The organism is Autumnicola psychrophila, from assembly GCF_031846645.1.
GTDB classification, from domain to species: domain Bacteria; phylum Bacteroidota; class Bacteroidia; order Flavobacteriales; family Flavobacteriaceae; genus Autumnicola; species Autumnicola psychrophila.
In genome coordinates this window covers 22,204-47,455 of record NZ_JAVRHN010000007.1, presented here as the reverse complement: position 1 = coordinate 47,455, position 25,252 = coordinate 22,204, and the positions used below count along the sequence as shown (strand labels likewise).

General features: G+C 37.9%; 22 protein-coding genes and 1 other RNA gene. 14 read left to right on the top strand and 9 right to left on the bottom strand.

Features of this window, described 5'->3' with window-relative positions; genetic code table 11:
* Nucleotides 1–180 precede the first annotated feature (180 nt).
* Nucleotides 181–684, bottom strand: coding sequence for a phosphoglycerate mutase family protein (locus RM541_RS10345; RefSeq protein WP_311500087.1), 504 nt, complete (start codon nt 682–684; stop codon nt 181–183).
* A gap of 45 nt (nt 685–729) precedes the next feature.
* Complete coding sequence (locus RM541_RS10340; RefSeq protein ID WP_311500086.1) at nt 730–1,824, bottom strand: esterase-like activity of phytase family protein; 1,095 nt, start codon at nt 1,822–1,824, stop codon at nt 730–732.
* A gap of 118 nt (nt 1,825–1,942) precedes the next feature.
* On the opposite strand from RM541_RS10340, the gene RM541_RS10335 reads away from it, so the two are divergent.
* Entirely contained in the window at nt 1,943–2,128 is a 186-nt protein-coding gene (locus RM541_RS10335; protein WP_311500085.1) for a CsbD family protein, read from the top strand.
* A gap of 72 nt (nt 2,129–2,200) precedes the next feature.
* Here RM541_RS10335 and clpB read toward each other — a convergent pair whose 3' ends face one another.
* Nucleotides 2,201–4,807 carry an ATP-dependent chaperone ClpB gene (gene clpB, locus RM541_RS10330; RefSeq protein WP_311500084.1) on the bottom strand — a complete coding sequence of 869 codons (2,607 nt, stop codon included), beginning with the start codon at nt 4,805–4,807 and terminating at the stop codon, nt 2,201–2,203.
* 178 nt (nt 4,808–4,985) lie between these two features.
* On the opposite strand from clpB, the gene ytxJ reads away from it, so the two are divergent.
* Entirely contained in the window at nt 4,986–5,378 is a 393-nt protein-coding gene (gene ytxJ / locus RM541_RS10325) for a bacillithiol system redox-active protein YtxJ (RefSeq protein ID WP_311500083.1), read from the top strand.
* Between the two features lie 121 nt (nt 5,379–5,499).
* The gene (locus RM541_RS10320; protein WP_311500082.1) at nt 5,500–5,718 is read left to right on the top strand and encodes a hypothetical protein; all 219 of its coding nucleotides are present in this window, start codon (nt 5,500–5,502) and stop codon (nt 5,716–5,718) included.
* A gap of 68 nt (nt 5,719–5,786) precedes the next feature.
* On the opposite strand, the gene fahA is transcribed toward RM541_RS10320, so the two are convergent.
* On the bottom strand, nt 5,787–7,076 hold the full coding sequence (gene fahA, locus RM541_RS10315) for a fumarylacetoacetase (RefSeq protein ID WP_311500263.1): 1,290 nt from the start codon (nt 7,074–7,076) through the stop codon (nt 5,787–5,789).
* 110 nt (nt 7,077–7,186) lie between these two features.
* On the opposite strand from fahA, the gene glyA reads away from it, so the two are divergent.
* Nucleotides 7,187–8,458 (top strand): serine hydroxymethyltransferase, encoded by a 1,272-nt coding sequence (gene glyA, locus RM541_RS10310; protein WP_311500081.1) that lies wholly within the window; start codon nt 7,187–7,189, stop codon nt 8,456–8,458.
* Nucleotides 8,459–9,233: 775 nt separating this feature from the next.
* Here the strand turns inward: glyA and RM541_RS10305 are convergent.
* Nucleotides 9,234–9,644 (bottom strand): acyl-CoA thioesterase, encoded by a 411-nt coding sequence (locus RM541_RS10305; RefSeq protein WP_311500080.1) that lies wholly within the window; start codon nt 9,642–9,644, stop codon nt 9,234–9,236.
* Nucleotides 9,645–10,700, bottom strand: a complete 1,056-nt coding sequence (locus tag RM541_RS10300) for a glutaminyl-peptide cyclotransferase (RefSeq protein ID WP_311500079.1) — start codon at nt 10,698–10,700, stop codon at nt 9,645–9,647.
* Between the two features lie 87 nt (nt 10,701–10,787).
* Here RM541_RS10300 and ffs point away from each other — a divergent pair.
* The 3 genes from ffs (at nt 10,788) to fsa (ending at nt 12,488) form a co-directional block, all read left to right on the top strand.
* Nucleotides 10,788–10,886, top strand: an RNA gene (gene ffs / locus RM541_RS10295) — signal recognition particle sRNA small type.
* A 43-nt stretch (nt 10,887–10,929) separates the two neighbouring features.
* On the top strand, nt 10,930–11,751 hold the full coding sequence (locus tag RM541_RS10290; protein WP_311500078.1) for an SDR family oxidoreductase: 822 nt from the start codon (nt 10,930–10,932) through the stop codon (nt 11,749–11,751).
* Between the two features lie 80 nt (nt 11,752–11,831).
* A complete protein-coding gene (fsa, locus tag RM541_RS10285; protein WP_311493441.1) occupies nt 11,832–12,488 on the top strand; it encodes a fructose-6-phosphate aldolase in 657 nt (218 codons plus the stop codon).
* Between the two features lie 75 nt (nt 12,489–12,563).
* Here fsa and RM541_RS10280 read toward each other — a convergent pair whose 3' ends face one another.
* A complete protein-coding gene (locus tag RM541_RS10280) occupies nt 12,564–13,943 on the bottom strand; it encodes a TlpA family protein disulfide reductase (protein ID WP_311500077.1) in 1,380 nt (459 codons plus the stop codon).
* 203 nt (nt 13,944–14,146) lie between these two features.
* On the opposite strand from RM541_RS10280, the gene RM541_RS10275 reads away from it, so the two are divergent.
* Entirely contained in the window at nt 14,147–15,778 is a 1,632-nt protein-coding gene (locus RM541_RS10275; protein WP_311500076.1) for an ABC-F family ATP-binding cassette domain-containing protein, read from the top strand.
* 92 nt (nt 15,779–15,870) lie between these two features.
* On the opposite strand, the gene RM541_RS10270 is transcribed toward RM541_RS10275, so the two are convergent.
* Nucleotides 15,871–18,228: a TonB-dependent receptor gene (locus tag RM541_RS10270; protein WP_311500075.1), complete on the bottom strand. Its 2,358-nt coding sequence runs from the start codon at nt 18,226–18,228 to the stop codon at nt 15,871–15,873.
* A gap of 301 nt (nt 18,229–18,529) precedes the next feature.
* Between RM541_RS10270 and RM541_RS10265 the strand changes: the two genes are divergently transcribed.
* Nucleotides 18,530–18,892, top strand: coding sequence for a CoA-binding protein (locus RM541_RS10265; protein WP_311500074.1), 363 nt, complete (start codon nt 18,530–18,532; stop codon nt 18,890–18,892).
* Here the strand turns inward: RM541_RS10265 and RM541_RS10260 are convergent.
* On the bottom strand, nt 18,863–20,308 hold the full coding sequence (locus RM541_RS10260; RefSeq protein WP_311500073.1) for a sodium:solute symporter: 1,446 nt from the start codon (nt 20,306–20,308) through the stop codon (nt 18,863–18,865). The genes RM541_RS10265 and RM541_RS10260 overlap by 30 nt on opposite strands.
* 200 nt (nt 20,309–20,508) lie before the next feature.
* Here RM541_RS10260 and recR point away from each other — a divergent pair, with 200 nt between their 5' ends.
* From recR to RM541_RS10235, 5 genes are all read left to right on the top strand, one after another.
* Nucleotides 20,509–21,126: a recombination mediator RecR gene (gene recR / locus RM541_RS10255; RefSeq protein ID WP_311500072.1), complete on the top strand. Its 618-nt coding sequence runs from the start codon at nt 20,509–20,511 to the stop codon at nt 21,124–21,126.
* Between the two features lie 222 nt (nt 21,127–21,348).
* Entirely contained in the window at nt 21,349–22,686 is a 1,338-nt protein-coding gene (locus tag RM541_RS10250) for a dihydrolipoamide acetyltransferase family protein (RefSeq protein ID WP_311500071.1), read from the top strand.
* Between the two features lie 232 nt (nt 22,687–22,918).
* Nucleotides 22,919–23,560 (top strand): fasciclin domain-containing protein, encoded by a 642-nt coding sequence (locus RM541_RS10245; protein WP_311500070.1) that lies wholly within the window; start codon nt 22,919–22,921, stop codon nt 23,558–23,560.
* Between the two features lie 239 nt (nt 23,561–23,799).
* Complete coding sequence (locus RM541_RS10240; RefSeq protein WP_311500069.1) at nt 23,800–24,573, top strand: exonuclease domain-containing protein; 774 nt, start codon at nt 23,800–23,802, stop codon at nt 24,571–24,573.
* 63 nt (nt 24,574–24,636) lie between these two features.
* A complete protein-coding gene (locus RM541_RS10235) occupies nt 24,637–25,251 on the top strand; it encodes a fumarylacetoacetate hydrolase family protein (RefSeq protein ID WP_311500068.1) in 615 nt (204 codons plus the stop codon).
* The last annotated feature ends 1 nt before the right edge of the window (nt 25,252 follow it).

Sequence of the window (25,252 nt, the reverse complement as noted above, 5' to 3'; positions counted from 1 at the left end):
TAAGGTCCTGCAGTTTTTTTTCTAATTCTGTAGGACTTATTCAGTTTAGGTGCGATTGTAATTTTTATAAAGGTCTTAAATCCCAAAGGCGATAAAGCCCACTGCCGGAACCATTCCCGGGATGTCTTCTTCAGGGAGTTTAAAAGTTAGTAAAGCCTGTAGCTTCCGTAAGCTATAAAATCAATTTATATAAAGCACCTGGGATGTTCTGGTGTCGTCAGGATGAATGGTAACAATAAAAAGGCTGCCATATTCTTTCTCATTAATATCAGAATATTTTTCATCTTTCAGAATATAGTTCACCCATTCCGGATTAAGATTACTATGGCCCACCACCAGAACAATTTTCCCTTTAGTGTCTTTCTGAAATGCCTGGTCATTTAATTTTCGCGTATTAAAATACCGGATTTCCTTGTCCTGCGACTCAGCAACTGGCGTGGCGGTATTTACAGTTCGTTTATATTGGGAACTGTAAATAAGGTCAAAATCTACTTCTCTGAAAGTTTCCGCCCATTTTTCAGCACGTCTTTTTCCTGCGTCAGTAAGCTCGGGATCTTCGTCTTTTGCATCTGTAATATCTTTTTCAGCATGACGAATAAAGTAATATGTCGTCACCGAATCATCATTTTTTATTCCTGCACAAGAGGCAAAGAGAAGGACTGAAATTAAAAGTAGATATTTCATAAGATATGGATTGAAGTTGAAAATTATCTTCAGGTTTAATTTGATCTAATTTAGATGTTCTATTTCAAGAAGAATGATTTGTGAGAGCTGTTTTCCAAAGCTATTAAAGTTATTGTCAGAAATTAAAACGAGAGAACGATTTCCGTTGGGTAAGATCGGGCCGAAGCACATCCCTTCAATATTATCTATTATTTCTTCAGAAAGTTTCTTTTTTACAGATTTAAAGTTAAAGACCAGTTCTTTATCCGCAAATCGATAGTCAGATTTTCGAAGTCGGTTTATATCCATTGTATTTGTGGCGTTTTGGGCATCTGCGGTAAAAATTTTTACGGTATTACTATTAGTGCCGTGTCCTGCAGAAAAGGACCGTTCCAGCACAAGAAACTTTTCCTTTTCGTATTCCAGAATTTCCGTAACACCATTTACAGCAAAATAGAGGAAAGGGATTTTCGTAATGCCATCCAGCTTGTATGCAAATTGTTTTACCGCTTTATTTTCTTCGGAATTAAACAACGTAAACCGTACAGGGGAGGTAGTAGAAAAAAGTTTAGGCTTGGGACCATCTTGTTCCAACGGTAATTCTGTCGCGATCCAATAGCCTTGAGAATCAGTGCTTTTAGCCATGCCTTCAAAAACACCATTATCACGTGGTTTTTGTTCTCCTGAAGCTAAGAAGTAGTCCGGAATCGTGTATCCTTCTATAAACTCACCATCTGTTGAAAACCTGAAGATTCCCGGATCTTTGCCCTCAGCTATACGTCCTTCGCTACTGATAATTACCGAATTCTCTTCTGGCTGAAACCTTATGGATTCCGGGTCCAGATAGTGATCTTTTAAACCTGGAGATTTTTTCATCTTCACCACTTTTTCAATAGCTACGGTATCTATTGAGAAGCCATTCACTCTTATGTCTGCAATATAAAATCTGGGATTAGAGGGTTGATCACAGATGATGTAGTACTTACCATTGCTGAAGTCTATTCCGGAGAGACCACCTACTTTAGTGTCTTCAAACTTTAAATCTGAATCCAAAACAAAGTCATCTAAAAAAGTAAATCTTGCCCTTTCCGTATTAATTTTTTTGGTCGTTGCGCAACTAATGAACAGCAGGGCAAAGGCCAGGCCGGCTAATCTATTCATGGCTCTTCTTTTTGGAATAAAAATAACAAATCATTAAGAGAAGAATGGCTATTCCTTGAGAGAGTTGAAATGTTTATTAGAATAATTTTAGTAAAGTATTAATCAAAATATATAGATTATGAATAATGACACAGTTGAAGGAAAATGGAAGCAGATTCGTGGAGCATTTAAACAGAAATACGGTAAAGTGACTGATGATGACACCACGTATACTGAAGGAAAATTTGACGAAATGTTAGGTCGTCTTCAAGAACGAACCGGTAAAAGCAAAGAAGAATTGCGAAAAGAAATTGATAAGTGGTAATCTGATTTTGGCCATTATCGAAAAAGGCTGCAAATTTTTGCAGCCTTTTGTATGATGAAATCTAATTGAAGATTACTCACTTTCCGTTAATTGCTCCTGATTTCTGAATACAAGAATACCGTCGAATTCATCCAGAAGAATGATGCTATCTGCGTTTACTTTGCCTGCTAAAATTTCTTTAGAAAGCTTATTTAAAACTTCGCGTTGTACCACACGTTTAACCGGCCTTGCTCCAAACTGCGGATCAAATCCCCGGGAGGCGAGATAACTAATTGCATCCTCTGTCGCATCCAGCACAATATTTTGCTTTGCCAGCATCTTTTTGACTCCACGTAACTGGAAATCAACGATCTTCCGGATATCCTTCTGCGTAAGTGGCGTAAACATTACAATATCATCAATCCTGTTTATAAATTCAGGTCGAACCGTTTGCTTCAGTAACCCCAAAACTTCAATTTTTGCAGATTCCATTGCAGTATCAGGATCTTTTACTGTTTCAAATTTCTCCTGAATAATATGGCTGCCCATGTTGGAGGTCATGATGATAATCGTATTCTTGAAATCTGCAAGGCGTCCTTTATTATCTGTCAACCTTCCTTCGTCCAGAACCTGGAGCAGGATATTGAAGGTATCGGGATGCGCTTTTTCGATCTCATCCAACAATATTACAGAGTAAGGTTTCCTCCTAACCGCCTCGGTTAACTGCCCGCCTTCATCATAACCTACATATCCCGGAGGTGCACCTACCAGACGGCTCACCGAATGGCGTTCCTGATATTCGCTCATGTCGATACGCGTCATTGCAGCTTCGTCATCGAACAGGTATTCTGCCAGCGCTTTTGCAAGCTCCGTTTTACCAACACCTGTTGTACCAAGGAATAGGAAGGAACCAATTGGTCTGTTTTGATCCTGCAATCCGGCTCTGCTTCGTCTTACCGCATCACTAACTGCCTGAATGGCTTCTTCCTGTCCCACGACTCTCTTATGGAGTTCATCTTCGAGTTTAAGAAGTTTCTCCCTTTCACTTTGCAACATTTTAGTCACAGGAATTCCGGTCCATTTAGCCACAACTTCAGCAATATCGTCATTGGTAACTTCCTCCTGAATCAAAGACTTTCCATCCTGTTTTTCGGCTACACTTTGCTGAAGCTTCTCCAGTTTTTCCTGGGCTTCTTTAATTTTTCCATAGCGGATCTCGGCTACTTTACCGTAATCCCCATCACGTTCTGCCCGTTCAGCTTCCAGCCGGAAGTTTTCGATGTCAGACTTTGTATTCTGAATATTATCTACCAGCTCTTTTTCATTTTTCCACTGTGCATTTAGCTCATTCCGGTCCTCTTTCAGGTTTGCCAGATCTGAACGTAAAATTTTCAGTTTCGATTCATCTTTTTCGCGCTTGATAGCTTCAATTTCAATCTCCAACTGCATGATCTTGCGATCCAATACATCCAGTTCTTCCGGTTTGGAGTTGATTTCCATTCTCAGTTTAGAAGCTGCTTCATCCATAAGGTCAATGGCCTTATCGGGTAAAAACCTATTGGTAATATATCGCTGGGATAGTTCTACAGCTGCAATAATGGCCTCATCTTTTATTCTTACTTTATGATGAGTTTCATATTTTTCCTTTATTCCACGTAGTATGGAAATAGCACTTTCTACATCCGGCTCTTCCACGATCACCTTTTGGAAACGTCGCTCCAGTGCCTTGTCTTTCTCAAAGTATTTTTGATATTCGTCCAAAGTTGTAGCTCCAATTGCGCGTAATTCTCCACGGGCAAGTGCAGGTTTAAGAATGTTTGCTGCATCCATTGCTCCCTGCCCACCACCGGCGCCCACCAGCGTATGGATTTCGTCTATGAACAGCACGATATTTCCATCGCTGCTTGTGACTTCCTTAATAACCGCTTTTAGTCTTTCTTCAAATTCACCTTTATATTTTGCACCGGCTATTAAAGCACCCATGTCAAGGGAATATATTCGCTTGTCCTTAAGGTTTTCAGGAATGTCCCCGTCTACAATTCTATGTGCAAGACCTTCAGCTATTGCTGTTTTTCCTGTTCCCGGTTCTCCCACTAACATTGGGTTATTTTTTGTTCTTCGGGACAATATTTGCAAAATTCGGCGTATCTCTTCATCTCTGCCAATCACGGGATCCAGTTTACCTTCTTCCGCAAGCTGATTCAGGTTTTTAGCATATTTATCCAAAGAATTGTACGTTTCTTCGGCACTTTGAGAAGTTACACGGTCGCCTTTGCGCAATTCTTCAATTGCCGCTTTTAGTCCTTTTTCTGTTGCGCCCTGATCTTTTAAAATTTGGGCAACTTTACTGGAAGACCTGAAAATTGCCAATATTAGGTGCTCGACAGAAACATACTCATCGTTCATCTTTTTAGCGACTATAGATGCCTCATTAACCGTTTTTCCTGCTTCTCTGGAAAGCATAATATCGCCCCCACTAACCTTTGGAAAACTTTCCAGAGTGTTGTCCAAAATCTGGTTAAAAAGATTCACGTTAATATTCAGTTTTTTCAGCAGGAACGGAGTAACATTTTCATCTACTTTTGTAATTGCCTTAAAAATGTGCTCGTTCTCTATTTGCTGATGGCCCATTTCCTGAGCAAGCTGCTGAGCCTGCTGAATGGCCTCCTGTGATTTTATTGTATAATTGTTAAAATTCATCGTCTGGTTTTTTCTAGAAATAGCAATATATGTACCTAACGGATAACGCGACAAAATGACATGTATAAACTTAAATTTAGCGACAAATCGACATTTTTTTAGTTAAGTTTAATTAAAAGCCTTCTCTAAGATTGCTATTAGAGTTATTAAGATTTAAATTTACACAAAAGAGAAAGTAATGGGAATTTTTGATAAAGTATTTAAAAGTGAACGTGATATAGCCAAGGATGAATTAAAAAAAATTTCGTGGCATCAACTTACCACAATTGAACAGCTGGAGGAGATAGAGAAAGAATCCGCAGATCATGCTGTTGCTATTTTAAAGCATTCTACCCGCTGTGGAATTAGCAGGATGGTTTTAAAGCAATTTGAAACAGATTATAAGGATGAGTATGAAAATGTGAAGCTTTACTTTTTGGATCTTTTGAATCATAGAGATGTATCCAACGAAATAGCTACACGTTTTGCAGTACATCATGAAAGTCCGCAGCTAATCATTTTAAGAGATGGAAAAGTAGTTCATCATGCGTCTCACCAGGATATTGATGCTAAAACACTTGCAAATTACTAAAGCTAGAGGGTAAATCAGAAAAACTTTTTCAATATTTTAATATCTATTGTTAAACATTATTAATCTCATGGGAATAGTTTTTCATCATTTGTAAATTCATCTTATAAACAATAATAAAATTATGGTTGATAAAGAGATTGATATAAAAGAACTCGAAAAGAGGTTTGATGCAATAAAGAAAGCTGATAAGGATCGTCCACGGAAAGAATTCCAGGACGCTACCCAGAAAAAGGAAGAGGAGCTGGAGTCAAATCCTGAAGATAAAACTCCGGAAGTGCATTCTGAAAGAGAAAGTGACACTGACTTTCAGGATCTGAAAAAAGGGGAAGAGAAAAAATAGATTATAAAAAAAGCTGCCGGATTCCGGCAGCTTTTTTTATTCTCATCTCACTTAAGAACTAAAAAAGATTATTTCTTTTTAGGCTCAAAAACGGGTAGTAACTTTGTTTTTACTTCACCAAACCCTATTCTGCGACCCTCACTCTGGCAATATCCGCGCATAATAACAGTATCATTATCTTCAATAAATTTTCTCTCGCTACCTCCGTTTAGCTTAAGTGGTTCTTTACCGCTCCAGGTAAGTTCCAGCATAGATCCGTAAGAATTTTTATCTGTTCCTGAAATTGTTCCTGAAGCCATCATATCCCCGGAATTTACAGGGCAACCATTTACGGTATGGTGCGCTAGTTGCTGACTCATATTCCAGTAAAGGTCTTTAAAATTTGCTTTGGACACAACCGTTTCTTCAGCATTATCTGGTTGTATGGAAATTTCAAGATTAATGTCGAATGTCTTTTTGCCTTTGTACTGGAGATAAGGAAGCAGTTCCTTTTCCGGTTCCGGGCTTTTTGTTCTGAAAGGTTCGAGTGCGTCCATAGTTACGATCCATGGCGAGATAGAAGAGGCGAAATTCTTCGCCAGGAATGGTCCAAGCGGCACATATTCCCATTTTTGAATATCTCTCGCACTCCAGTCGTTAAATACGACCATTCCAAATATATAATCTTCAGCTTCATCCACCGGAATAGGTTCTCCCAAAGGATTGGCATCTGTGGTGATAAAAGCCATCTCTAATTCAAAATCAACCTTTTGTGATGGGCCAAAAACCGGACTATCTGCACCTTCAGGCATTGTTTGACCTTTCGGGCGATGGACTGGGATTCCGCTAGGAATTATAGAGGAACTCCTACCGTGGTAACCTACAGGAATATGGAGCCAATTAGGTAGAAGTGCATTTTCAGCATCACGAAACATAGAACCCACGTTGGTAGCATGTTCTTTACTGGAATAGAAATCAGTATAATCTCCAACCTGCACCGGCATTTGCATCTCAATCTCGTCAAGGGTAAAGAGAACTGTATTTCTGTGGTCCTGGTTATCTTTTAATTTAAAATTTTTAGCATCAAAAATGTTGGCAATACGATTTCTTACAAGACGCCATGTTTTCTTTCCATCAGAAATAAAATCATTTAATGTATCCTGTAAAAAGATATCATCGGTTAATGGAATTCCGTCAAAATAACCAAGTTGGTGCAAAGCTCCCAAGTCTATGGCATAATCTCCAATTCTGGTACCGATTGTAATAATATCATCCCTTGTAAGGAAAACTCCAAAGGGGATATTCTGGATAGGAAAATCGGTATCCTCAGGAATATCAAGCCAGGTTTTTCGCCCCGGGTCATTAGCAGTAATTGGCATAGAATTTTTTGGTTTTTTGTTAAAATCTAATGTACTCAAATATATTATTTTCCTGTAATTAACGGAATGTATTTATTACTTTTGATGAATATTTAACGAAAAAATTCGAAATGCAACGAGACAGCCAGATTTTTAATTTAATACAAGAGGAAAAAGAACGTCAACTAAATGGTTTAGAGCTTATTGCCAGTGAAAATTTTGTGAGTGAGCAGGTGCTGGAAGCAGCAGGATCTGTTCTTACAAATAAATATGCAGAAGGTTATCCCGGGAAGAGATATTACGGAGGATGTGAAGTGGTAGATAAGGTTGAGCAATTAGCTATTGATCGATTAAAAGAACTTTTTGGAGCCGAATATGCCAATGTGCAGCCACATTCCGGTTCCCAGGCAAATACAGCAGTTTTCGCTACCTGTATGAAACCGGGAGATAAATTTTTAGGTTTTGACCTTTCTCACGGCGGGCATTTGACGCACGGTTCTCCTGTAAATTTCTCCGGAAGACTTTATAACCCTGTTTTTTACGGGGTAGATAAAGAAACCGGTCTTATAGATTATGATAAAGTTGCTGAAATTGCTGAAAAAGAGAAGCCGAAAATGATTATTGCCGGTGCTTCAGCATACTCACGTGAGATAGATTATAAAAGATTCAGGGAAATTGCAGATAGTGTTGGTGCTATTCTTTTCGCTGATATCGCTCATCCGGCGGGGCTAATTGCAAAAGGTCTTTTAAGCGATCCTATTCCACATTGCCACATAGTAACTTCTACTACTCATAAAACTCTTCGTGGACCACGAGGTGGTATTATTATGATGGGTAAAGACTTTGATAATCCATTTGGCGAAAAGCTTAAAAACGGAAATCTAAAAAAAATGTCTGCAATGCTTAACAGCGGAATCTTCCCCGGAAATCAGGGAGGACCTTTGGAGCATATTATTGCTGCTAAAGCAGTGGCTTTTGGAGAAGCTTTGACCGATGAATTTTTGCATTACGCGGTGCAGGTGAAGAAGAATGCAAAGAAAATGGCTGAAGCTTTTGTTGAAAAAGACTATAAAATTATTTCTGGCGGAACTGATAATCACTGCATGCTTATCGACTTAAGAAATAAAGATGTTAGTGGTAAAGAAGCTGAAGAAGCTTTAACAAAAGCAGATATTACTGTGAATAAAAATATGGTTCCTTTCGATGACAGATCTCCATTTGTCACTTCCGGAATCAGAATTGGAACCGCAGCAATCACAACCCGCGGACTGGTAGAGGAAGATATGCCGAAAATTGTAGATTTAGTCGATCGGGTTGTAAACAACATTGAAAATGATGCCGAACTGGCTAAAGTGAAATCTGAAGTGAACGCTCTTATGCATGGCAGACCGCTTTTTCAATAAAAATTACTAATAAATAAATTATAAAAAGGTTGTCCTGAGAGGGCAACCTTATTTATTAGAAAATACTACAGGTCGAAAATTGGCAATTTGGAGCGATGTTTAGATCGAGAAGAAGAAGCTGCCACTAATGCGCGAATATTTTAAAAGCATCTAATTTAATAATTTACACTGTTAGAACTTATTCCTGAATTAATGATGAAACTTGGAAGTACGAAAATTGCCATTTTTACCCCATGAAATTTATTCTGCTCAATTTATTTCCGAATAGACTTATGAGATGTGTTTAAAATGAAGAATATCGATCTTAATTTGTACCTCAGATGTCACATCGAGCGGCGTCGAGATGGTGTGTACGCCGAGCTCCTGATAATTCTCGACTCCGGTCGAATTGACAAAGTAAATTTTTCTTTGGCAACCTTTTTTCAGGAATACCGCAGGTCGAAAATTGGCATTTTTAGCCTATGACTTTTTTCCTGCTGAATTGTTTGACTGAGAATAAAGAGGTGCCTCTAAAATTGCAATTTCCGTCCTCTGGTCACACTGAGCTTGCCGAAGTGTTCTGTTTATAGTACAATAAATCCCCGACTCCGCTCAAATTTTACAAATCTAATTTTGTCTTTGAGGCTTTTTTTGCTGAAACATTGTAGGTCCGAAATAGACATTTTTCGCTTTGACTTTTTTCCGGCCAATTTTTCTCTGACTCATAAGGGAGTGCCTCTAAAATGGCAATTATCGACCTCAGTAGCACAAAGTATGTCGAAGTGCGGATTACGATTTATTCTTCTACGGAAAACAACCTTTTTAGTTCATCAGAAATTTTCACCGGTTTCTTGGTGTCATTCTTCATAAGGCACCAGGTGGTTTTTGCTTCAACAAGTGTTTTTCCGGTTTCTGCATTCTTGATTAAAACGTGCCGTAAGGTAGTTACGTGAGTGGTTTCTGTAACAAAAGTGTGCAGTATTAATTCTTCATCAAGAAAAGCCTGACGTTTATATTTGATTTGGTGTTCTATAACCACCCAAAAGACTTTTTCCTGTTGTTCTTTCGTAGCTTTTTTTAGCCAATGTGCCTTTGCCACATCCTGCACCCATTGCACATATTGCACATTGTTTACATGCTGTTGCTCATCCAGGTGTTCTGGTTTTACTTTTATTCTTAGCTCGAAAATATCCGGATTATGGCTCATCTATTTTTCTATAATATTAACTTCAAAAATCTTATCCCAGTTTTTTCCTGTTACATAAAGTTTCTGAGAATTGGGATTATAGGCGATTCCGTTAAGGACATCAAGCTTATCGTGTTGTGTGACTTTATCTCTTAGTCCGCGGAAATCTATGAGACCTTCAATAGCACCATTTTCAGGATTGATAATGGCTACGCCATCTTTCTGATAAGTGTTAGCATAAATTTTGCCTTCTACCCATTCCAGTTCATTCAGTTTAGAAGATAATCCGCGGTGATGGGCAGGCTGGATAAAATCTGTTTCGGCTAAAGTTTCAGGATCAAGAATCCAGATTTTTTCTGTTCCGTCGCTTTTGTACAATTTTTCACCATCGTTGGTCAGACCCCATCCTTCTTTACTTTCATTATAGGCAAAGGTTCCTGTTTCCTCAAATTTGTTAAGGTCATAAACAATTCCTTCTCCTTCCTTCCAGGTAAGCTGATAAATATTTCCATTTAAAATAGTGATTCCTTCTCCAAAATACTGGTCATCCAGGTCAATCTGGTAGTAAACTTTTCCTGTTTCAAGATCTATTTTTCTTAATTTGGATTTCCCATACTGGCCGATGCTTTCGTATAATGTGTCGTTGTAAAATTCGAGGCCCTGGGTGTAAGCTTCGGGATCATGCGGGTAAGAATTCACAATTTCATAGGTATAGGAAACAGGTGCTGTGTCATTAAAGAGTTTGATGGTACTGCTTATTTCCTGCTTTTCGCCTTCAGTAAAAATATGAGCTTCTATAGGTATATTCCCAAGTTTGTAGTTGTTCAGTTTAATGGTAGTGCTAAAATTGCCATTTTCGGTCTGTAGTTTTTCACCTTCAAAATAAAAGCTGACCGAATCTATATTCTTGTGTTTAGGGTTTAAAACAGATACCTGTACTTCCTCCCCAAGCTGAAATTCTTTCTTATTTTCTGAAGTTCTTAGAGAAAAATCAGAAGATTTTTTGTCAGAATTGCTTCCGCAGGAAAAAAATGAAATGCTTAAAATTAAGATTGTCAGTAATTTAAAATTGTTCATGTCTATAAGCTGTAAAATATTGGTCTAAATTAACTATTTCTACTTGAAAAAACCTTGCCAGAAATACTAAAGATTGTATATTTGCACCGGCAAGTCCCACACAACCAGCTCCTGCTGAATCCCCCAGGGCGGGAACGCAGCAAGGGTAGGCGGTCGTAGCGGTGTGATGTGGGTAACTTGCCATTTTTTGTATCTTCAAGTTTCTATAAATATCGCATCTTTGTGACCTATGAAAACAGATGCTCTCCCACAAAAAGTAGTTCTTATTACCGGTGGATCCTCAGGGATTGGAAAGTCTATTGCCGAATATCTTCAGGATAAAAATTTTACAGTTTACGGTACCAGTAGAAATCCTGGAAAATGCCAGAATACGAAGATACCGCTTGTGGCCTTAGATGTTACTAAAAGGGAAACAATTATTGCCGCTGTAAAAGAAGTAATTTCAAAATCTGGTAAAATAGATATTCTCATTAATAATGCCGGGGTGGGTATTACAGGACCAATAGAAGAAACTCCGGATGAAGAAATAAGAAAGGCTTTTGATACCAATTATTTTGGCCCTCTTAATTTAATTAAAGAGGTGCTGCCACATATGAGGAAGAAAAGGAGTGGACTTATTATTAATATTACTTCTATTGCGGGTTATATGGGTTTGCCTTACCGCGGAATCTATTCGGCTACAAAGGGAGCACTTGAGTTAACCACCGAAGCTTTTAGAATGGAGCTTAAAGATTTTAATGTAAATATGACCAATGTTGCTCCTGGTGATTTTGCCACTAATATTGCTGCAGGAAGATATCACGCGCCGGTTCGGGATGATAGTCCATATAAGGAGCCGTATGGGAATACTCTAAAATTGATGAATGAACATGTAGATGCTGGAAAAGATCCGCAGTTAATGGCAAAAGCTATTTACCGTGTTATCCAGACCAAAAATCCTAGAGCGCATTATAAGGTAGGGGAAGCTGTTCAGAAATTATCTATTGGATTAAAAAGAATTTTACCAGATAAAGTTTATGAGAAAATGCTTCTTAAATTTTATAAATTGTAAATTTGTGAAAACTAAGGAATAACCGCTGATTATTCTTTGAGAGGCGGACTAAATCATTAATAACCAAAAAGTAAAAGAAAATGAAGTTTTTTATTGATACAGCTAATCTTGATCAGATTAGAGAGGCTCAGGAATTAGGAGTTTTGGACGGGGTTACCACCAATCCTTCTTTAATGGCGAAAGAGGGAATTACAGGTAAACAAAACATAATAGAGCACTACAAAAAGATTTGCGATATTGTTACGGGTGATGTTAGTGCTGAGGTTATCGCAACAACTTTTGACGAAATAGTAAAAGAAGGAGAAGAACTTGCTGCTCTTCACGATCAAATTATTGTGAAAGTTCCTATGATAAAGGAAGGTGTTAAAGCAATTAAATACTTTAGTGATAAAGGTATTAAAACAAACTGTACCCTCGTATTTTCTGCAGGACAGGCTTTGCTGGCTGCTAAAGCGGGTGCAACTTATGTTTCTCCTTTTATTGGAAGACTTGATGATATTTCTACCAATGGTCTTAATCTTATTGCTGAAATAAGACTGATCTATGATAACTATGGATTTGAAACTGAAATACTTGCTGCATCAGTAAGACATACCATGCACGTTATTGATTGTGCCAAGCTTGGTGCAGATGTGATGACAGGTCCTCTTTCTTCTATTGAAGGATTACTAAAACATCCTCTTACAGACAGCGGACTGGAGAAATTCCTTGCTGATTATAACAAAGGAGTTCAATAGAACTGAAGAGTTTTTATAGAACAGAAAAGGCTGCCAATCGGCAGCCTTTTCTGTTATTAATTAATTTATGTTTTTTTATTGATTTAGAAATTCAAGAAGCTCTGTTTCAAAATCTGGATTGTAAAGTTTTGCATCCCCATCCACAATAATGCCTCTTGAATTAATAAAGAAGATTTTGTGAATGTATTTCCTGAAAACTTCCTTACTTACTTCGCGGCTACTAATTTGATATTCATATTCTTTATTATAGTTATTGTTGGAAATCACCCGAAGCCAGTTCTCCGTTTCATTCTGGTCGATATTAACTCCAATAAAATTTAGCTCAGGATATTTTTTTCTGAGGGTTTTAATATTGTTGTGTTGCCATTTGTAATGGGAAGGTGCATACATGGACCAGATAAAAACCACCGTAGGTTTGGTAATGATGTCATCATAAGTCACCTGCTCCCTCGCTGTGTTTATTAATTTTTTGTTTTGTACCGATGTTCCTTCGAAATAATTTGTGTGGATTTCTGCAAGATCTTTTGCCTCGTTCTCTTTCCTGTAATCTATGTTGTCCAGAACATTTAGGATTGAATCTACCCGATCCTGGTTTTTCGACATTATAATACCACGGGTTACGAGCCGGTCCAGAAAATCATTTTTCATGTACGGAAGAGAGGTGAGGGAATCAATTAGAACAATTCTTCGCCTTATATTAGTGTAGTCTCCAAGTTCAAAACAACTTCTGTCCAGGCCTTCGCTTGTTCTGCAGTTCTCTATAGACTTGCTGCGTAGATAGTTGTCTATTAAATTAGTGTAGACTTTATAATCCTGTAAGGCTTCGTTGTTGAAGTCAATTTTACTTCTATAATTGTGGAAGTTTTCAGGAATCTCATCAGAAAATCGAGTGTTGTACTTTTTAATTAAAAACGTGTATCGCTCTCTCAGGTCGTAGTACTCATAATCAATTACAGTATTTGCAATATCAATAAAATTTTCAGAGAAATTGTGTTTGTCTTTTAGATTAGCTAGTAATTCCCTTCTCTGTTCTCTAATAGAGTCTGTTACCCGCGAAAATTTTTCGGGATTAAATTTATAGTAGGATAATATTAATTTGTTGTTTTCCTGGTTATTAAGGAGCATGTCGAGGAGAAAGCTGCTCTTTGCAGAGCCTACGCCACTAAAGTTCATAGATTTGTCGAACTGTAAAGTATTTAACCAAACGAGTAAACTATCCCCAGGTTCAACATACATTACCTGATCTTCCGGGTTATGTCTAAGTGTGTAAATTCCTTCTTCCAGATTTTCATATTTCTTTCCAAACTGGTTCTTTTGATTCAGGAACAACGTATCGAGGTTCCTTTCATTTTGAGACAGAATTACATAATGAGTATGTGGATTCACAATTTGTCCGCCAATGTAAATATTATCTCCAGAATCTTGAGAATGATTACAGGCATACAGAAGAAACACAGAAAATATAATTAGCGATAGGGGATACTTCATCTAAGACTCTAAGACTTCGGATTGTAGATACTAAAACAGTAAACAAATATAGATGCAGACTCCTGCTGCGAATGTTAATCACTAGTTAAAAGGATTTATATAAACGTTAATGTTTCCAGAAGATTACATAAATGGCTACTTTTGCAAAAAATTAGATCAAATAAATTCTTATGCTCTCAGTTTCAAATCTTTCAGTTCAGTTTGGTAAACGTATTCTCTTTGATGAGGTAAATACAACTTTTACACAGGGGAACTGCTACGGAATTATTGGTGCCAATGGTGCCGGAAAATCCACATTTCTAAAAATACTTGCAGGAAAATCAGATCCTACTTCAGGTCATGTACATCTGGAACCAGGAAAACGTATGTCTGTACTGGAGCAGAATCACAATTTATACGATGAGTATCCCGTTTTGGAAACGGTAATGAGGGGAAATAAGCCTCTTTACAAGATCAAAACAGAAATGGAAGAAATCTATGCTAAAGAGGATTTTAATGATGCAGATGGTGAGAAGGTAGGTTTGCTTCAGGCAGAATTTGAAGAGATGAATGGCTGGAATGCCGAAAGTGAAGCCGCTTCCCTGCTTTCCAGTCTTGGAATAAAAACAGATTCGCATTATACGCTAATGCAGGACCTTGAGGGGCAGCAAAAAGTAAGAGTGCTTTTGGCACAGGCCCTGTTTGGTAATCCCGATGTCCTTATTATGGATGAGCCTACAAACGACCTGGATTACGAAGCGATAACCTGGTTGGAAAATTTTCTGGCGAATTATGATAACACTGTAATTGTAGTTTCTCACGACCGTCACTTCCTGGATTCTGTTTGTACGCACATCTCAGATATCGATTTCGGAAAAATAAATCACTTCAGCGGGAATTATACTTTCTGGTACGAATCTTCACAGCTTGCAGCAAGACAGCGCTCTCAGCAGAATAAAAAAGCAGAAGAGAAGAAAAAGGAACTTCAGGAATTTATTCAGCGCTTTAGTGCAAACGTGGCAAAATCAAAACAAGCCACTTCGCGTAAAAAGATGATTGATAAATTGAATATTGAAGAAATTAAACCTTCCAGCAGAAGGTATCCTGCAATAATTTTTGAAAGGGAACGCGAAGCAGGGGATCAGATTTTAAATATCGAAGGTCTTGAGGCGTCTATAGAAGGTGAAGTTATCTTTAAAGATGTAAACGTAAATTTGGCTAAAGGAGATAAAATTGTTGTTTTTTCAAGAGACTCAAGAGCAACAACGGCATTTTATGAAATCATCAACGGAAATCAGAACGCGGTTCAGGGAAAATATTCTTGGGGTGTTACTACCAATCAATCTTACTTGCCACTGGACAACTCTGAGTATTTTGATAATGATCTTACGCTCGTTGACTGGCTAAGGCAATGGGCAAAAACTGAAGAAGAAAGAGAAGAAGTTTACATTCGTGGTTTCCTGGGTAAAATGCTTTTTAGTGGCGAAGAAGCATTAAAAACCTGTCGTGTATTATCCGGAGGGGAAAAAGTAAGGTGTATGTTAAGCCGAATGATGATGATGAGGGCTAACGTCCTTATGCTTGATGAACCTACAAACCACCTGGACCTGGAATCTATTACAGCCTTTAACAATTCCCTGAAGAATTTTAAAGGAACCATGATGTTCACTACTCATGATCACGAGTTTGCGCAAACAGTGGCTAATAGAATAATAGAGCTAACTCCAGGCGGAGCCATTGATCGTTATCTTACTTTTGATGAATATATGGGTGATAAGAAGATTAAGGAACAACGTGAAAAGATGTATGGAGTAAAAGCTTAAATTATTTTAATAATTGATGAGAATTGAAAAAGCCCGAATCGTTTGATCCGGGCTTTTTCGTTGGCTCATTAAACAAATAAATAATAAAAATATTAGAACATTCCGCCGCCGCCGGCTTCATTATCATCGCGTGATTTACGTTTTAAAGCACTGTTTTTACCGCCTCCAAATCTATAGGAGAAGCCAAGGTAAACGGTTTGTGTCTCCCCCTTAAATCTTCCTTCCTGCGGAAAAGGTCTCCCGTCAGTAAATTGGAATTCCTGCGTATCAAATACATCATTAACATTCAGGCTGATTGTTGCTTTGTTGTCAAGAAAAGAATACCTCCCCCCAAGATTCATAAAGTACATTGGTTTCATAAGCATTTGAAGGCTTTCATTTCTTCCGCGGTAAAATCCGAATAGTTGAAAGGTTAAGGCTTCGCTAGCTTTAAAAGAATGACTTGTTCTGAAATTGAAGGTGGTGTTGTCCGTTTCCAGATACTCGGTTCCAACCACTCCTTTTAACTCCTGGCTGTAGGCTTCAAAACTTGTGTTTGTACTCCACCAGCTGGTAAATTTATAATTGGCTGAAAGTTCAAGTCCGTAGGAATTATTGTCTTCAAAATTATCAAATTGGATCAGTAAAGAACCAGGATCGTTAGGATCCTCAAGCAGCACCTGGTTGATTTCATCATTAATATTTCTGAAGAAAACTCCGCCAGAGAGGCTGCCTTTATTTGTCAATTTTCGGGTGTAATTAAATTCAACTGAATTGGTGAACTGCGGTTCCAACTCAGGATTACCTGAAACAGTAAGCCTTGGGCTGCTCACTTCTCTAATGGGGTTTACCTGGTTAAATCCGGGACGATCCACACGCCTGCTGTAACTAATCTGGTAGGTGTTTTTCTCATCCGGAGTGTAATTTAAAAACCCTGAAGGATAAAGCGTAAAATAAACATCTTCAAAAACTTTTTCTCCATTATAAACTGCATCTACCTGAAAACTTTCAAGCCTCGCACCTAACTGATACGACCATTTATCATGATTTTGACCATACGTTGTATAAAAGGAATAGATATTCCGGTTGTATTGATAAGTGGAGTTGCTGAAATTGGAATTTGTGGTTTGGTAGTCATTATCTGTATCCAGAATTCTTGCTTCAACGCCCATCTCCAGTTTTGAATGCTCACTTAGAGGATTAACATAATCTATATTCCCAATAATATTGTTTCTTTTTTCTTCCACAAGTTCCTCATAGGCCACGAAACCATCAGTGTTTCCCTCATAGTTAAAAAAGGAATTTTCCTCTTCATCAAATTCGTTGTAATTAATTTCTACCTGAAGGTCGTGGCCTTCTTTTTCAAATTTTCGATCATATACAAAGTTGTAGGTTGCGTTTAGATTGTCGAAGTTAAGATCCAGATTCTGCACGAGGCTTGGCTGCGGATCGTCATTGTAGATTAACCTGAAAGCACCTTCAGGACCTCCGTTAAAGTAATTTTGATTGGTATAGAAAGACAAAGTGTTCTGGTCGTTCAGGTAAAAGTCCATACCTATTTTATAGAGAAACGATTCCCGCTTATTTTCAATATCAAAAGCCTGTAGAAGATTTTCCTGTGGCAGGTAAATACGTCCTGAATTGGCTCTTGGACCAAAATTAGTTCCGACATTTCCATACACGTTAAGTTTCCCTTTTCGGTAATTCATATCAAGCGAGCCATTAAAACGCACATTTTGGCCCGCAGTTACACCGGTGTTCAGGTTTCCGTTGAAGCCGTTATTTGCATTTTTGTGAAGCACGATATTTATAATTCCACTCATGCCTTCAGGATTGTACTTTGCTGAAGGATTGGTGATAAGCTCTATACTTTTGATGGACGTTGATGGAATTTGCTTCAGGAGTTGGGCGGGATCCATATTTGTTGGTTTCCCATCGACCAGGATTCGTACGTTGGAATTTCCGCGAAGTGCGATATTCCCATCCTGATCTACATTTACAGAAGGAATATTATTCATTATTTCTGAAGCGCTCGCACCGGTGGTAATAAGATCTTTGCCAACATTAATAACTTTCCTGTCTATGCGTTGCTCTATGGTGGTTCTTTCAGCAACTACAGTGACATTGTCCAGTTGGGCAACTTCAGCTTCAAGAGAAATTATTCCTACCTCCAGTATTCTTTGATCCCTGGAAATGGTAATTTCCCGGGAGAAAGTTTTATAACCTATAAACTGTACTTTAAGCAGGTAATTGCCTTCCTTAATTTTTTCTACAGTAAAGCTACCATCGTCCCCGGTGGTAATCCCGGAGACGAGGTTGCCTTCCATATCATTGATGATTACAGTGGCATAAGGAACAGGTTCCTGCAGGTCTCTGTCTATTACAGAACCTGAAATTTTTCCCAGCGGCTCATTAAAAGCCAGCGTTCCGACTGTAGTAAAAAGTGTGATGATTAAAAATAACTGTTTCATTTTTTGATTGATTTGATGATTAATGATGTTATAGAAAATACCTTGTATTACATATTAGCTTGATGAGAGCTTCTGCGAAAAAAGAACCTTCTATACTATAAAGACGATGCAAAAATTCTTTTGTTACAATATTTTTTAAAAAACCCACATTCCTGATAAAAGAATGTGGGCTATTTACAAATTCCTGGTGCAAACACTAACCATCAAAAAGAGCTGACCAGAAACTTTGAACCGGTTCTATTTATAAAGACTTTATAATTTAAAACTTGTTACAGTTTATAGGAAATATTAAATTTAGAATATGAAGAAAAAAACACTAGTAATAGGAGCTTCTACAAATCCCGGCAGATATTCTAATATAGCCATTAATCGATTGGTAGGTTATAACCAGCCAACAGTAGCTATTGGTTTGCGGGAAGGTGAAGTAGCCGGAGTAAAGATAGAAAAGGAGATGCTGCCTTTTGAAGACATAGACACGATAACCATGTATATTAATTCAAAGAGACAACCTGAATACTACGACTATATACTTTCTCTTAATCCGGAAAGGGTGATTTTTAACCCCGGAACAGAAAATCGGGAATTGTACGATCTCCTTCGGAAAAATAATATAGAAGTAGAAGTTGGCTGTACTTTAGTGATGCTTGGATCGAATCAATATTAACCCGAGAAAGGTTAGCAATCCGTTGAGGATCAGAATAAAAAATCCGAACTCGAATCCAAACCAAACAAGGCTGTTTATACTTATAATATAGGACAGGATGGGGGAAAGGATTGCAACTACAGGGACAAGCTTATCTTTTATATTCCATTTTGTAAAAAGTCCATAGGTATATAAACCTAATAATGGACCATAGGTATATCCTGCGAATTCAAATAGTTTGTTGATCACACTTTTGTCTGCAATAGCATATTTAAAGATGAGCATTACAAGGATTAGCAAAACTGAGATAAGAACGTGAATCAGCTTTCTGATCTTTACCTGTTTTTCTTCGGAATATTTTTTCTCAATATCCAGGATATCAATACTAAAAGAAGTGGTTAGAGCAGTTAACGCGCTGTCGGCACTGGAATAGGCTGCTGCGATGAGCCCAAGGATAAATAAAATGGCAACACCCAGCCCTAATTCTCCGCTTGTGGCAATGGCAGGAAAAAGATCATCTTTTACTTCAGTGATGCCATGAATCCCGGCATAATCTGTTAATAATACTCCCAGGGCAAGGAAGAAGAAATTTACCACAGTGAGCACTAAGGTAAACCAGAACATATTTTTTTGGGCATCTTTTAAATTGCGACAGGTGAGGTTTTTTTGCATCATATCCTGATCCAGACCTGTCATGACAATAGCAATAAATGCTCCCGAAATAAATTGTTTAAAGAAGAAATCCCTGCTCCTCCAATCCTCAAAGAAAAACATCTTGGAGTATTCACTTTCAGAGAGGTAACCAAGAATATTTGATGGTGAAAAGCCAAGATCTTCAGAAATAAAAACAATGGTAATACCCAGGGCAAGCAGCATAAACAAAGTCTGTAGGGTATCTGTCCATACGATTGTGTTTATTCCGCTTTTAAAAGTATAGAGCCAAATGAGTAAAATGGTTATTGATACGGTAATATAAAACGGAACTCCCATAGCATCAAAAACGATAAGCTGTAGCACGTTTGCTACCAGGAAAAGCCTGAAACTGGAACCTACAACCCGGGACAGGAGGAAAAAAGAAGCTCCTGTTTTGTAAGAATACCGGCCAAATCTACTCTCCAGATAGGTGTAAATTGAAGTCAGGTTCATCTTATAGTATAAAGGCAGGAGAACAAGCCCAATTACAGCATAACCCACTGTATATCCCAAAACCACCTGAAAATAACTGAAGGCCTGAGTTTCTACAGTACCGGGAATAGAGATAAAGGTAACTCCGCTAAGTGAAGCTCCTATCATTCCAAAAGCTACGAGGTACCAGGGAGACTGGCGGTTAGCCTTAAAAAATTCTGCGTTTGTACCTCCACGACCGGTTAAATAAGATATTAAAATCAGAACGCCAAAATAACCGGCTATAAGGAGCAAAATCTGGTATGGCTGCATAGAAAAGATGTTATGGCGACGAATTTACAAATTTAGATGTTAGAAATAACCGATGATTGGAGGTAGACCAACTGTGCGAAAATTAAAAAGTGCACCTGTGCAGAAAGGATCTTCGTCTTAGGTCCATTTAAGAGAGAATGCTTTTTAAACCAAATAATGCATCAAATAAATAGTTGATAGAAAAATGATAAATTTGCAGTATGGATTTTTCTTCAAAATTACTGGAACAGGCTGTAGACGAAATGTCACAGCTACCTGGTATAGGAAAGCGCACTGCGTTGCGTTTGGTGCTACACCTTCTAAAACAACCTGAATCGCAAACTGAACAATTGGCTGCCGCTTTAAAGAAACTGCGCTCAGACATAAAGCTCTGTAGAAATTGCTTCAACATAAGTGATACTGAGCTTTGTGAAATTTGTGCGAATCCCAATCGTATAAGTGAAATTGTTTGTGTGGTAGAAGATATCCGGGACGTGATGGCTATAGAGAACACCGGGCAGTACCGCGGACAATATCACGTTTTGGGAGGAAAAATTAGTCCGATGGACGGAATAGGGCCTTCACAATTATCCATCAAGCCCTTGATAGAAAAGGTAAAAGCAGGGAAGGTTGAAGAAATAATTTTTGCGCTTAGTAGCACGCTGGAAGGTGACACCACGAATTTTTACATTTTCAGGCAGCTGGAAGAAACACCTATAAAAACTTCTACCATTGCACGGGGAATTTCTGTAGGGGATGAACTGGAATATGCAGATGAAGTTACCCTGGGGAGAAGTATCACCAACAGAGTGCCTTTTGAAAGCTCGATGAAAAGTTAAGCTGACTTTTAAAAGATTTTTAATAGCGAGAGCTCCTCCGGAAAACCGGCAGTACATTTTAGATTCAGCCTTTGAAATCGTAAATTTACAGAAGAGGTTAAACTCTCTTTCAAAAGAAGAATTTCAGTACATTTCAATTTTATTGATTTTTTAATATTTGCAGAGCTTAAATTTGACTAATTTCGCAAACGAAACAATAAAAACGATCTTTTAGATATAAATATGGCAAAATTCGAACTTAAATTACCTCAAATGGGCGAAAGTGTTGCGGAAGCTACTATTACCGGCTGGTTAAAGGAAGTTGGTGATACCATTGAAGCAGATGAACCGGTAATCGAAATTGCGACAGATAAAGTAGATAGTGAGATTCCCAGTGAAGTAGAAGGGAAGCTTGTGGAAAAACTATTTGAAGTTGATGATGTGGTGCAGGTCGGCCAAACCATAGCCATTATTGAAACGGAAGGAGAAATAAGTAGTGATGAGGATCTATTCGACGACAATGATGATGATGAGGATTATGTTCGGGACGAAGAGGTTTCCATAAATGAGGTTGAAGCCAGTGTTGAACAGGCAAAGGAAGTAACTTCAGCAAGTAATTTTTCTGATTCTTCTCGTTTCTATTCGCCGCTCGTAAGAAACATAGCGAAAGAAGAAGGAATAAATTTTGAGGAACTGGAACAAATAAAAGGAACTGGTAAGGACGAAAGGGTAACTAAAAATGATATTCTTGACTATTTAAAAAATCGTTCAAATAAGACGGCGGCATCTAAACCAACCTCTAATGGACAAAGAGTAGAAACTTCCGGATTGGAATCTGCGGTAGCAAAACAGGATTCGGCGGTGCGATCTGGAGAAGACGAAATAATCGAAATGACGCGTATGGGTAAAATGATTGCCCACCATATGATAGAAAGTGTACAAAAGTCGGCTCATGTACAATCTTTTATTGAAGTTGATGTAACAAATATCTGGAACTGGAGAAATAAACATAAAGAAGAATTTCTGAAAAGAGAAGGCGAAAAGCTCACGTTTACACCAATTTTCATGGAGGCTGTGGCTAAAGCTATTCGTGATTTTCCGCTGATAAATATTTCTTTAGACGGCGATAATGTAATTAAGAAGAAGAATATTAACCTCGGGATGGCCGCAGCACTTCCCGATGGTAATCTTATTGTTCCCGTTATAAAGAATGCCGACAGGCTCAATCTGGTTGGCATGGCCAAAGCAGTTAATGATCTTGCATCCCGGGCAAAAATGAATAAATTAAAACCTGATGAAATTCAGGGAGGAACTTATACAGTTACCAATGTTGGGACTTTTGGTAGTATTATGGGTACTCCAATTATAAATCAGCCGCAGGTTGCAATCCTGGCGTTGGGGGCGATTAGAAAAGTTCCTGCCGTTATAGAAACACCAGATGGGGATTTTATAGGGATACGTCATAAAATGATTTTATCTCACAGTTATGACCATCGGGTTGTAAATGGCGCTCTTGGAGGGCAGTTTGTCCAACGGGTTGCACAGTACCTGGAAGATTACGATAAGGATAGGGAAATATAGAAACTATAAATTAATATTAAGTGAGCTGCAGATTTTTTCTGTGGCTCTTTTTTTGTGAGATATTTTTGATAAAAATCCATAGGTTTTAAAGAAATAATAAAGTTTTGATTTTGATGTTAAACTTATGTTTTATAGGTGGTTAGCGTGATACATATTGTGTAAATTGATAAAACGAACCAAAAAATTATTCTCTAAAAAGCTTGGAGAAGGTTGAACTTTAAAACTACAAAATATGAAAACTTTTTATTTAAAAACTTTATTAATGGCTTTCGTTACAGTCCTTAGTGCATCCTTTTATGGATGTGGAGGTGCTTCGGGTACAGGAGGTATGTCTGATGGCAATTATGAGCAGGGTAGAACAACCAATACCTTGGGAACACTACCTTATCCAGCTACCGATATGGATAACGACAATATGTTTGGAAACGTAGATACCGAGGATCATGATATCATGACGCTTGTAGGGATGGATCAAAATTTATCAACTTTCGCAGCATTGGCTAAAATGGCAAATATGGATCTAAAGTTAGATTATACTGGTCCCGTGACAATGTTTATTCCCACCAATCAGGCTTTTCAGGAAATGCCACTAGAAAAGTTTAATATGTTAACAGATCCAGGTAACAGGGCACAACTGGGTAGATTTATTCAGAGACATGTATTGCCGAGCGAAGTTAGTGCGATAGAATTTAATAGCTCACAGGCTATAGAGACGGCTTCAGAACAAGAAATTACTGTTGAAACCGATATGAACGGAGGTGTGATTTATATAGGAGGAGCCGAGGTAATTAAATCAGATGTTAATGCCGCTAACGGTATAATTCATGTTGTAAATTCAGTTGTAGAACCTACGAGAGATGTTTTTAACGATTAGTATCTGGAATTTATAAGCAGAAATAACAAAGGCCATGAATTTTTTCATGGCTTTTGTTATTTTTATTATATAAGGGCAATTACCCTGAGACTTGTCTCGTTAGCAAATGTTTTGAAATTTAAAAACGGTTCCATTAAAATGCTCCGTGGGCTTGCTCCGGAGAAATTTTACCATTATCCCTTTTTCCATAAATTATTTCCAGAAAATCATTTTATAGTATCTTTGAAAAAAATATTTTCATGGAATTAAATCTGACCAAGCCTATTTGTTTTTTTGATCTTGAAACAACAGGAACTAATCTGGTTAAGGATAGAATTGTAGAGATTGCTATTCTCAAAATTTTTCCTAACGGAAACAAAGAAAGTAAAACCTGGCTGGTAAATCCCGAGATGAAAATTCCCGAGGAAGTAATCGCTATCCACGGAATTTCTAACGAAAAAGTAGCGAATGAACCTACTTTTAAAGAGCTGGCAAACCAGGTTTACGATATGATTAAAGGCTGCGACCTGGGAGGATACAATTCCAATAGGTTTGATATTCCGCTTTTAGCTGAAGAGTTGCTGCGGGTAGGTGTAGATTTTGAAATGAAAAATATGCTGGCGGTAGATGTACAGACGATTTTTCATAAAAAAGAGCAGCGTACCCTTTCTGCAGCTTACCAGTTTTACTGCGGAAAAAATTTGGAAGATGCCCATAGCGCTCAGGCAGATACCAATGCGACCTATGAGGTTTTAAAATCCCAGCTCGATAAGTATGACGATTTAACCAATGATATTAAGTGGTTGGCAGGCTTTAGCGCAAGAAGGCGATTTGCCGATTTTGCCGGGTTTATTACCTACGATAAGAAAGGCCAGGAAATTTTTGCTTTTGGAAAGTACAAGGGAAAAGGAGTAGAAAAAGTGCTGGAAGAAGAACCTGGATATTTTGGATGGATTCAAAATGCCGATTTTCCACTGTACACTAAAAAAGTACTTACCGCAATTAAGTTAAGAAAGCTGAATAACAAGCTCTAAGCTCTTCAATTTAGAAAAAAAATTTTTTTTTGAAACTGAAGAAAATACAATAATTGTCATTATATGAAGATCATCTGTATTGGAAGAAATTATACCGATCATATTTCAGAATTGAAAAATGAAAAGCCGGAAGACCCTGTAATTTTTCAGAAGCCGGATACTGCTATTTTACTTAAGAAACAGCCATTTTTTATCCCAGATTTCTCTAATGATGTCCATTACGAAGTTGAGGTTTTGGTGAAAATCAAAAAAGTGGGTAAGCATATTCAGGAAAAATTTGCGCATAAATACTATGATGAAATTGGCCTCGGGATAGACTTTACCGCAAGGGATCTTCAGAAGAAACTCAAAGATAAAGGATTGCCCTGGGAAAAAGCAAAAGCCTTTGATGGAGCAGCCGTAATAGGTGAGAAATGGTTGCCAAAAAAAGAGATAAAAGATATAAATAATCTTAACTTTAGTCTTTTAAAAAACGAAAAAACTGTTCAAAATGGCAATACTTCTCTAATGTTATGGAAGATTGATCAGTTAATTGCCTACGTTTCCACATTTTTTACACTTAAAATCGGGGATGTCCTTTTTACAGGTACCCCTGCAGGCGTGGGTAAAGTGGAGACCAATGATAGATTAGTAGGTTTTATCGAACAAGAACAGATATTTTCAATCCAAATCAAATAAC

Excerpts from the sequence above, each read along its gene's own strand:
- RM541_RS10345 (WP_311500087.1), bottom strand. The coding sequence starts at position 684 with ATGAAATATCTACTTTTAATTTCAGTCCTTCTCTTTGCCTCTTGTGCA.
- RM541_RS10340 (WP_311500086.1), bottom strand. The coding sequence starts at position 1,824 with ATGAATAGATTAGCCGGCCTGGCCTTTGCCCTGCTGTTCATTAGTTGC.
- RM541_RS10335 (WP_311500085.1), top strand. The coding sequence starts at position 1,943 with ATGAATAATGACACAGTTGAAGGAAAATGGAAGCAGATTCGTGGAGCA.
- clpB (WP_311500084.1), bottom strand. The coding sequence starts at position 4,807 with ATGAATTTTAACAATTATACAATAAAATCACAGGAGGCCATTCAGCAG.
- ytxJ (WP_311500083.1), top strand. The coding sequence starts at position 4,986 with ATGGGAATTTTTGATAAAGTATTTAAAAGTGAACGTGATATAGCCAAG.
- RM541_RS10320 (WP_311500082.1), top strand. The coding sequence starts at position 5,500 with ATGGTTGATAAAGAGATTGATATAAAAGAACTCGAAAAGAGGTTTGAT.
- fahA (WP_311500263.1), bottom strand. The coding sequence starts at position 7,076 with ATGCCAATTACTGCTAATGACCCGGGGCGAAAAACCTGGCTTGATATT.
- glyA (WP_311500081.1), top strand. The coding sequence starts at position 7,187 with ATGCAACGAGACAGCCAGATTTTTAATTTAATACAAGAGGAAAAAGAA.
- RM541_RS10305 (WP_311500080.1), bottom strand. The coding sequence starts at position 9,644 with ATGAGCCATAATCCGGATATTTTCGAGCTAAGAATAAAAGTAAAACCA.
- RM541_RS10300 (WP_311500079.1), bottom strand. The coding sequence starts at position 10,700 with ATGAACAATTTTAAATTACTGACAATCTTAATTTTAAGCATTTCATTT.
- RM541_RS10290 (WP_311500078.1), top strand. The coding sequence starts at position 10,930 with ATGAAAACAGATGCTCTCCCACAAAAAGTAGTTCTTATTACCGGTGGA.
- fsa (WP_311493441.1), top strand. The coding sequence starts at position 11,832 with ATGAAGTTTTTTATTGATACAGCTAATCTTGATCAGATTAGAGAGGCT.
- RM541_RS10275 (WP_311500076.1), top strand. The coding sequence starts at position 14,147 with ATGCTCTCAGTTTCAAATCTTTCAGTTCAGTTTGGTAAACGTATTCTC.
- RM541_RS10270 (WP_311500075.1), bottom strand. The coding sequence starts at position 18,228 with ATGAAACAGTTATTTTTAATCATCACACTTTTTACTACAGTCGGAACG.
- RM541_RS10265 (WP_311500074.1), top strand. The coding sequence starts at position 18,530 with ATGAAGAAAAAAACACTAGTAATAGGAGCTTCTACAAATCCCGGCAGA.
- RM541_RS10260 (WP_311500073.1), bottom strand. The coding sequence starts at position 20,308 with ATGCAGCCATACCAGATTTTGCTCCTTATAGCCGGTTATTTTGGCGTT.
- recR (WP_311500072.1), top strand. The coding sequence starts at position 20,509 with ATGGATTTTTCTTCAAAATTACTGGAACAGGCTGTAGACGAAATGTCA.
- RM541_RS10250 (WP_311500071.1), top strand. The coding sequence starts at position 21,349 with ATGGCAAAATTCGAACTTAAATTACCTCAAATGGGCGAAAGTGTTGCG.
- RM541_RS10245 (WP_311500070.1), top strand. The coding sequence starts at position 22,919 with ATGAAAACTTTTTATTTAAAAACTTTATTAATGGCTTTCGTTACAGTC.
- RM541_RS10240 (WP_311500069.1), top strand. The coding sequence starts at position 23,800 with ATGGAATTAAATCTGACCAAGCCTATTTGTTTTTTTGATCTTGAAACA.
- RM541_RS10235 (WP_311500068.1), top strand. The coding sequence starts at position 24,637 with ATGAAGATCATCTGTATTGGAAGAAATTATACCGATCATATTTCAGAA.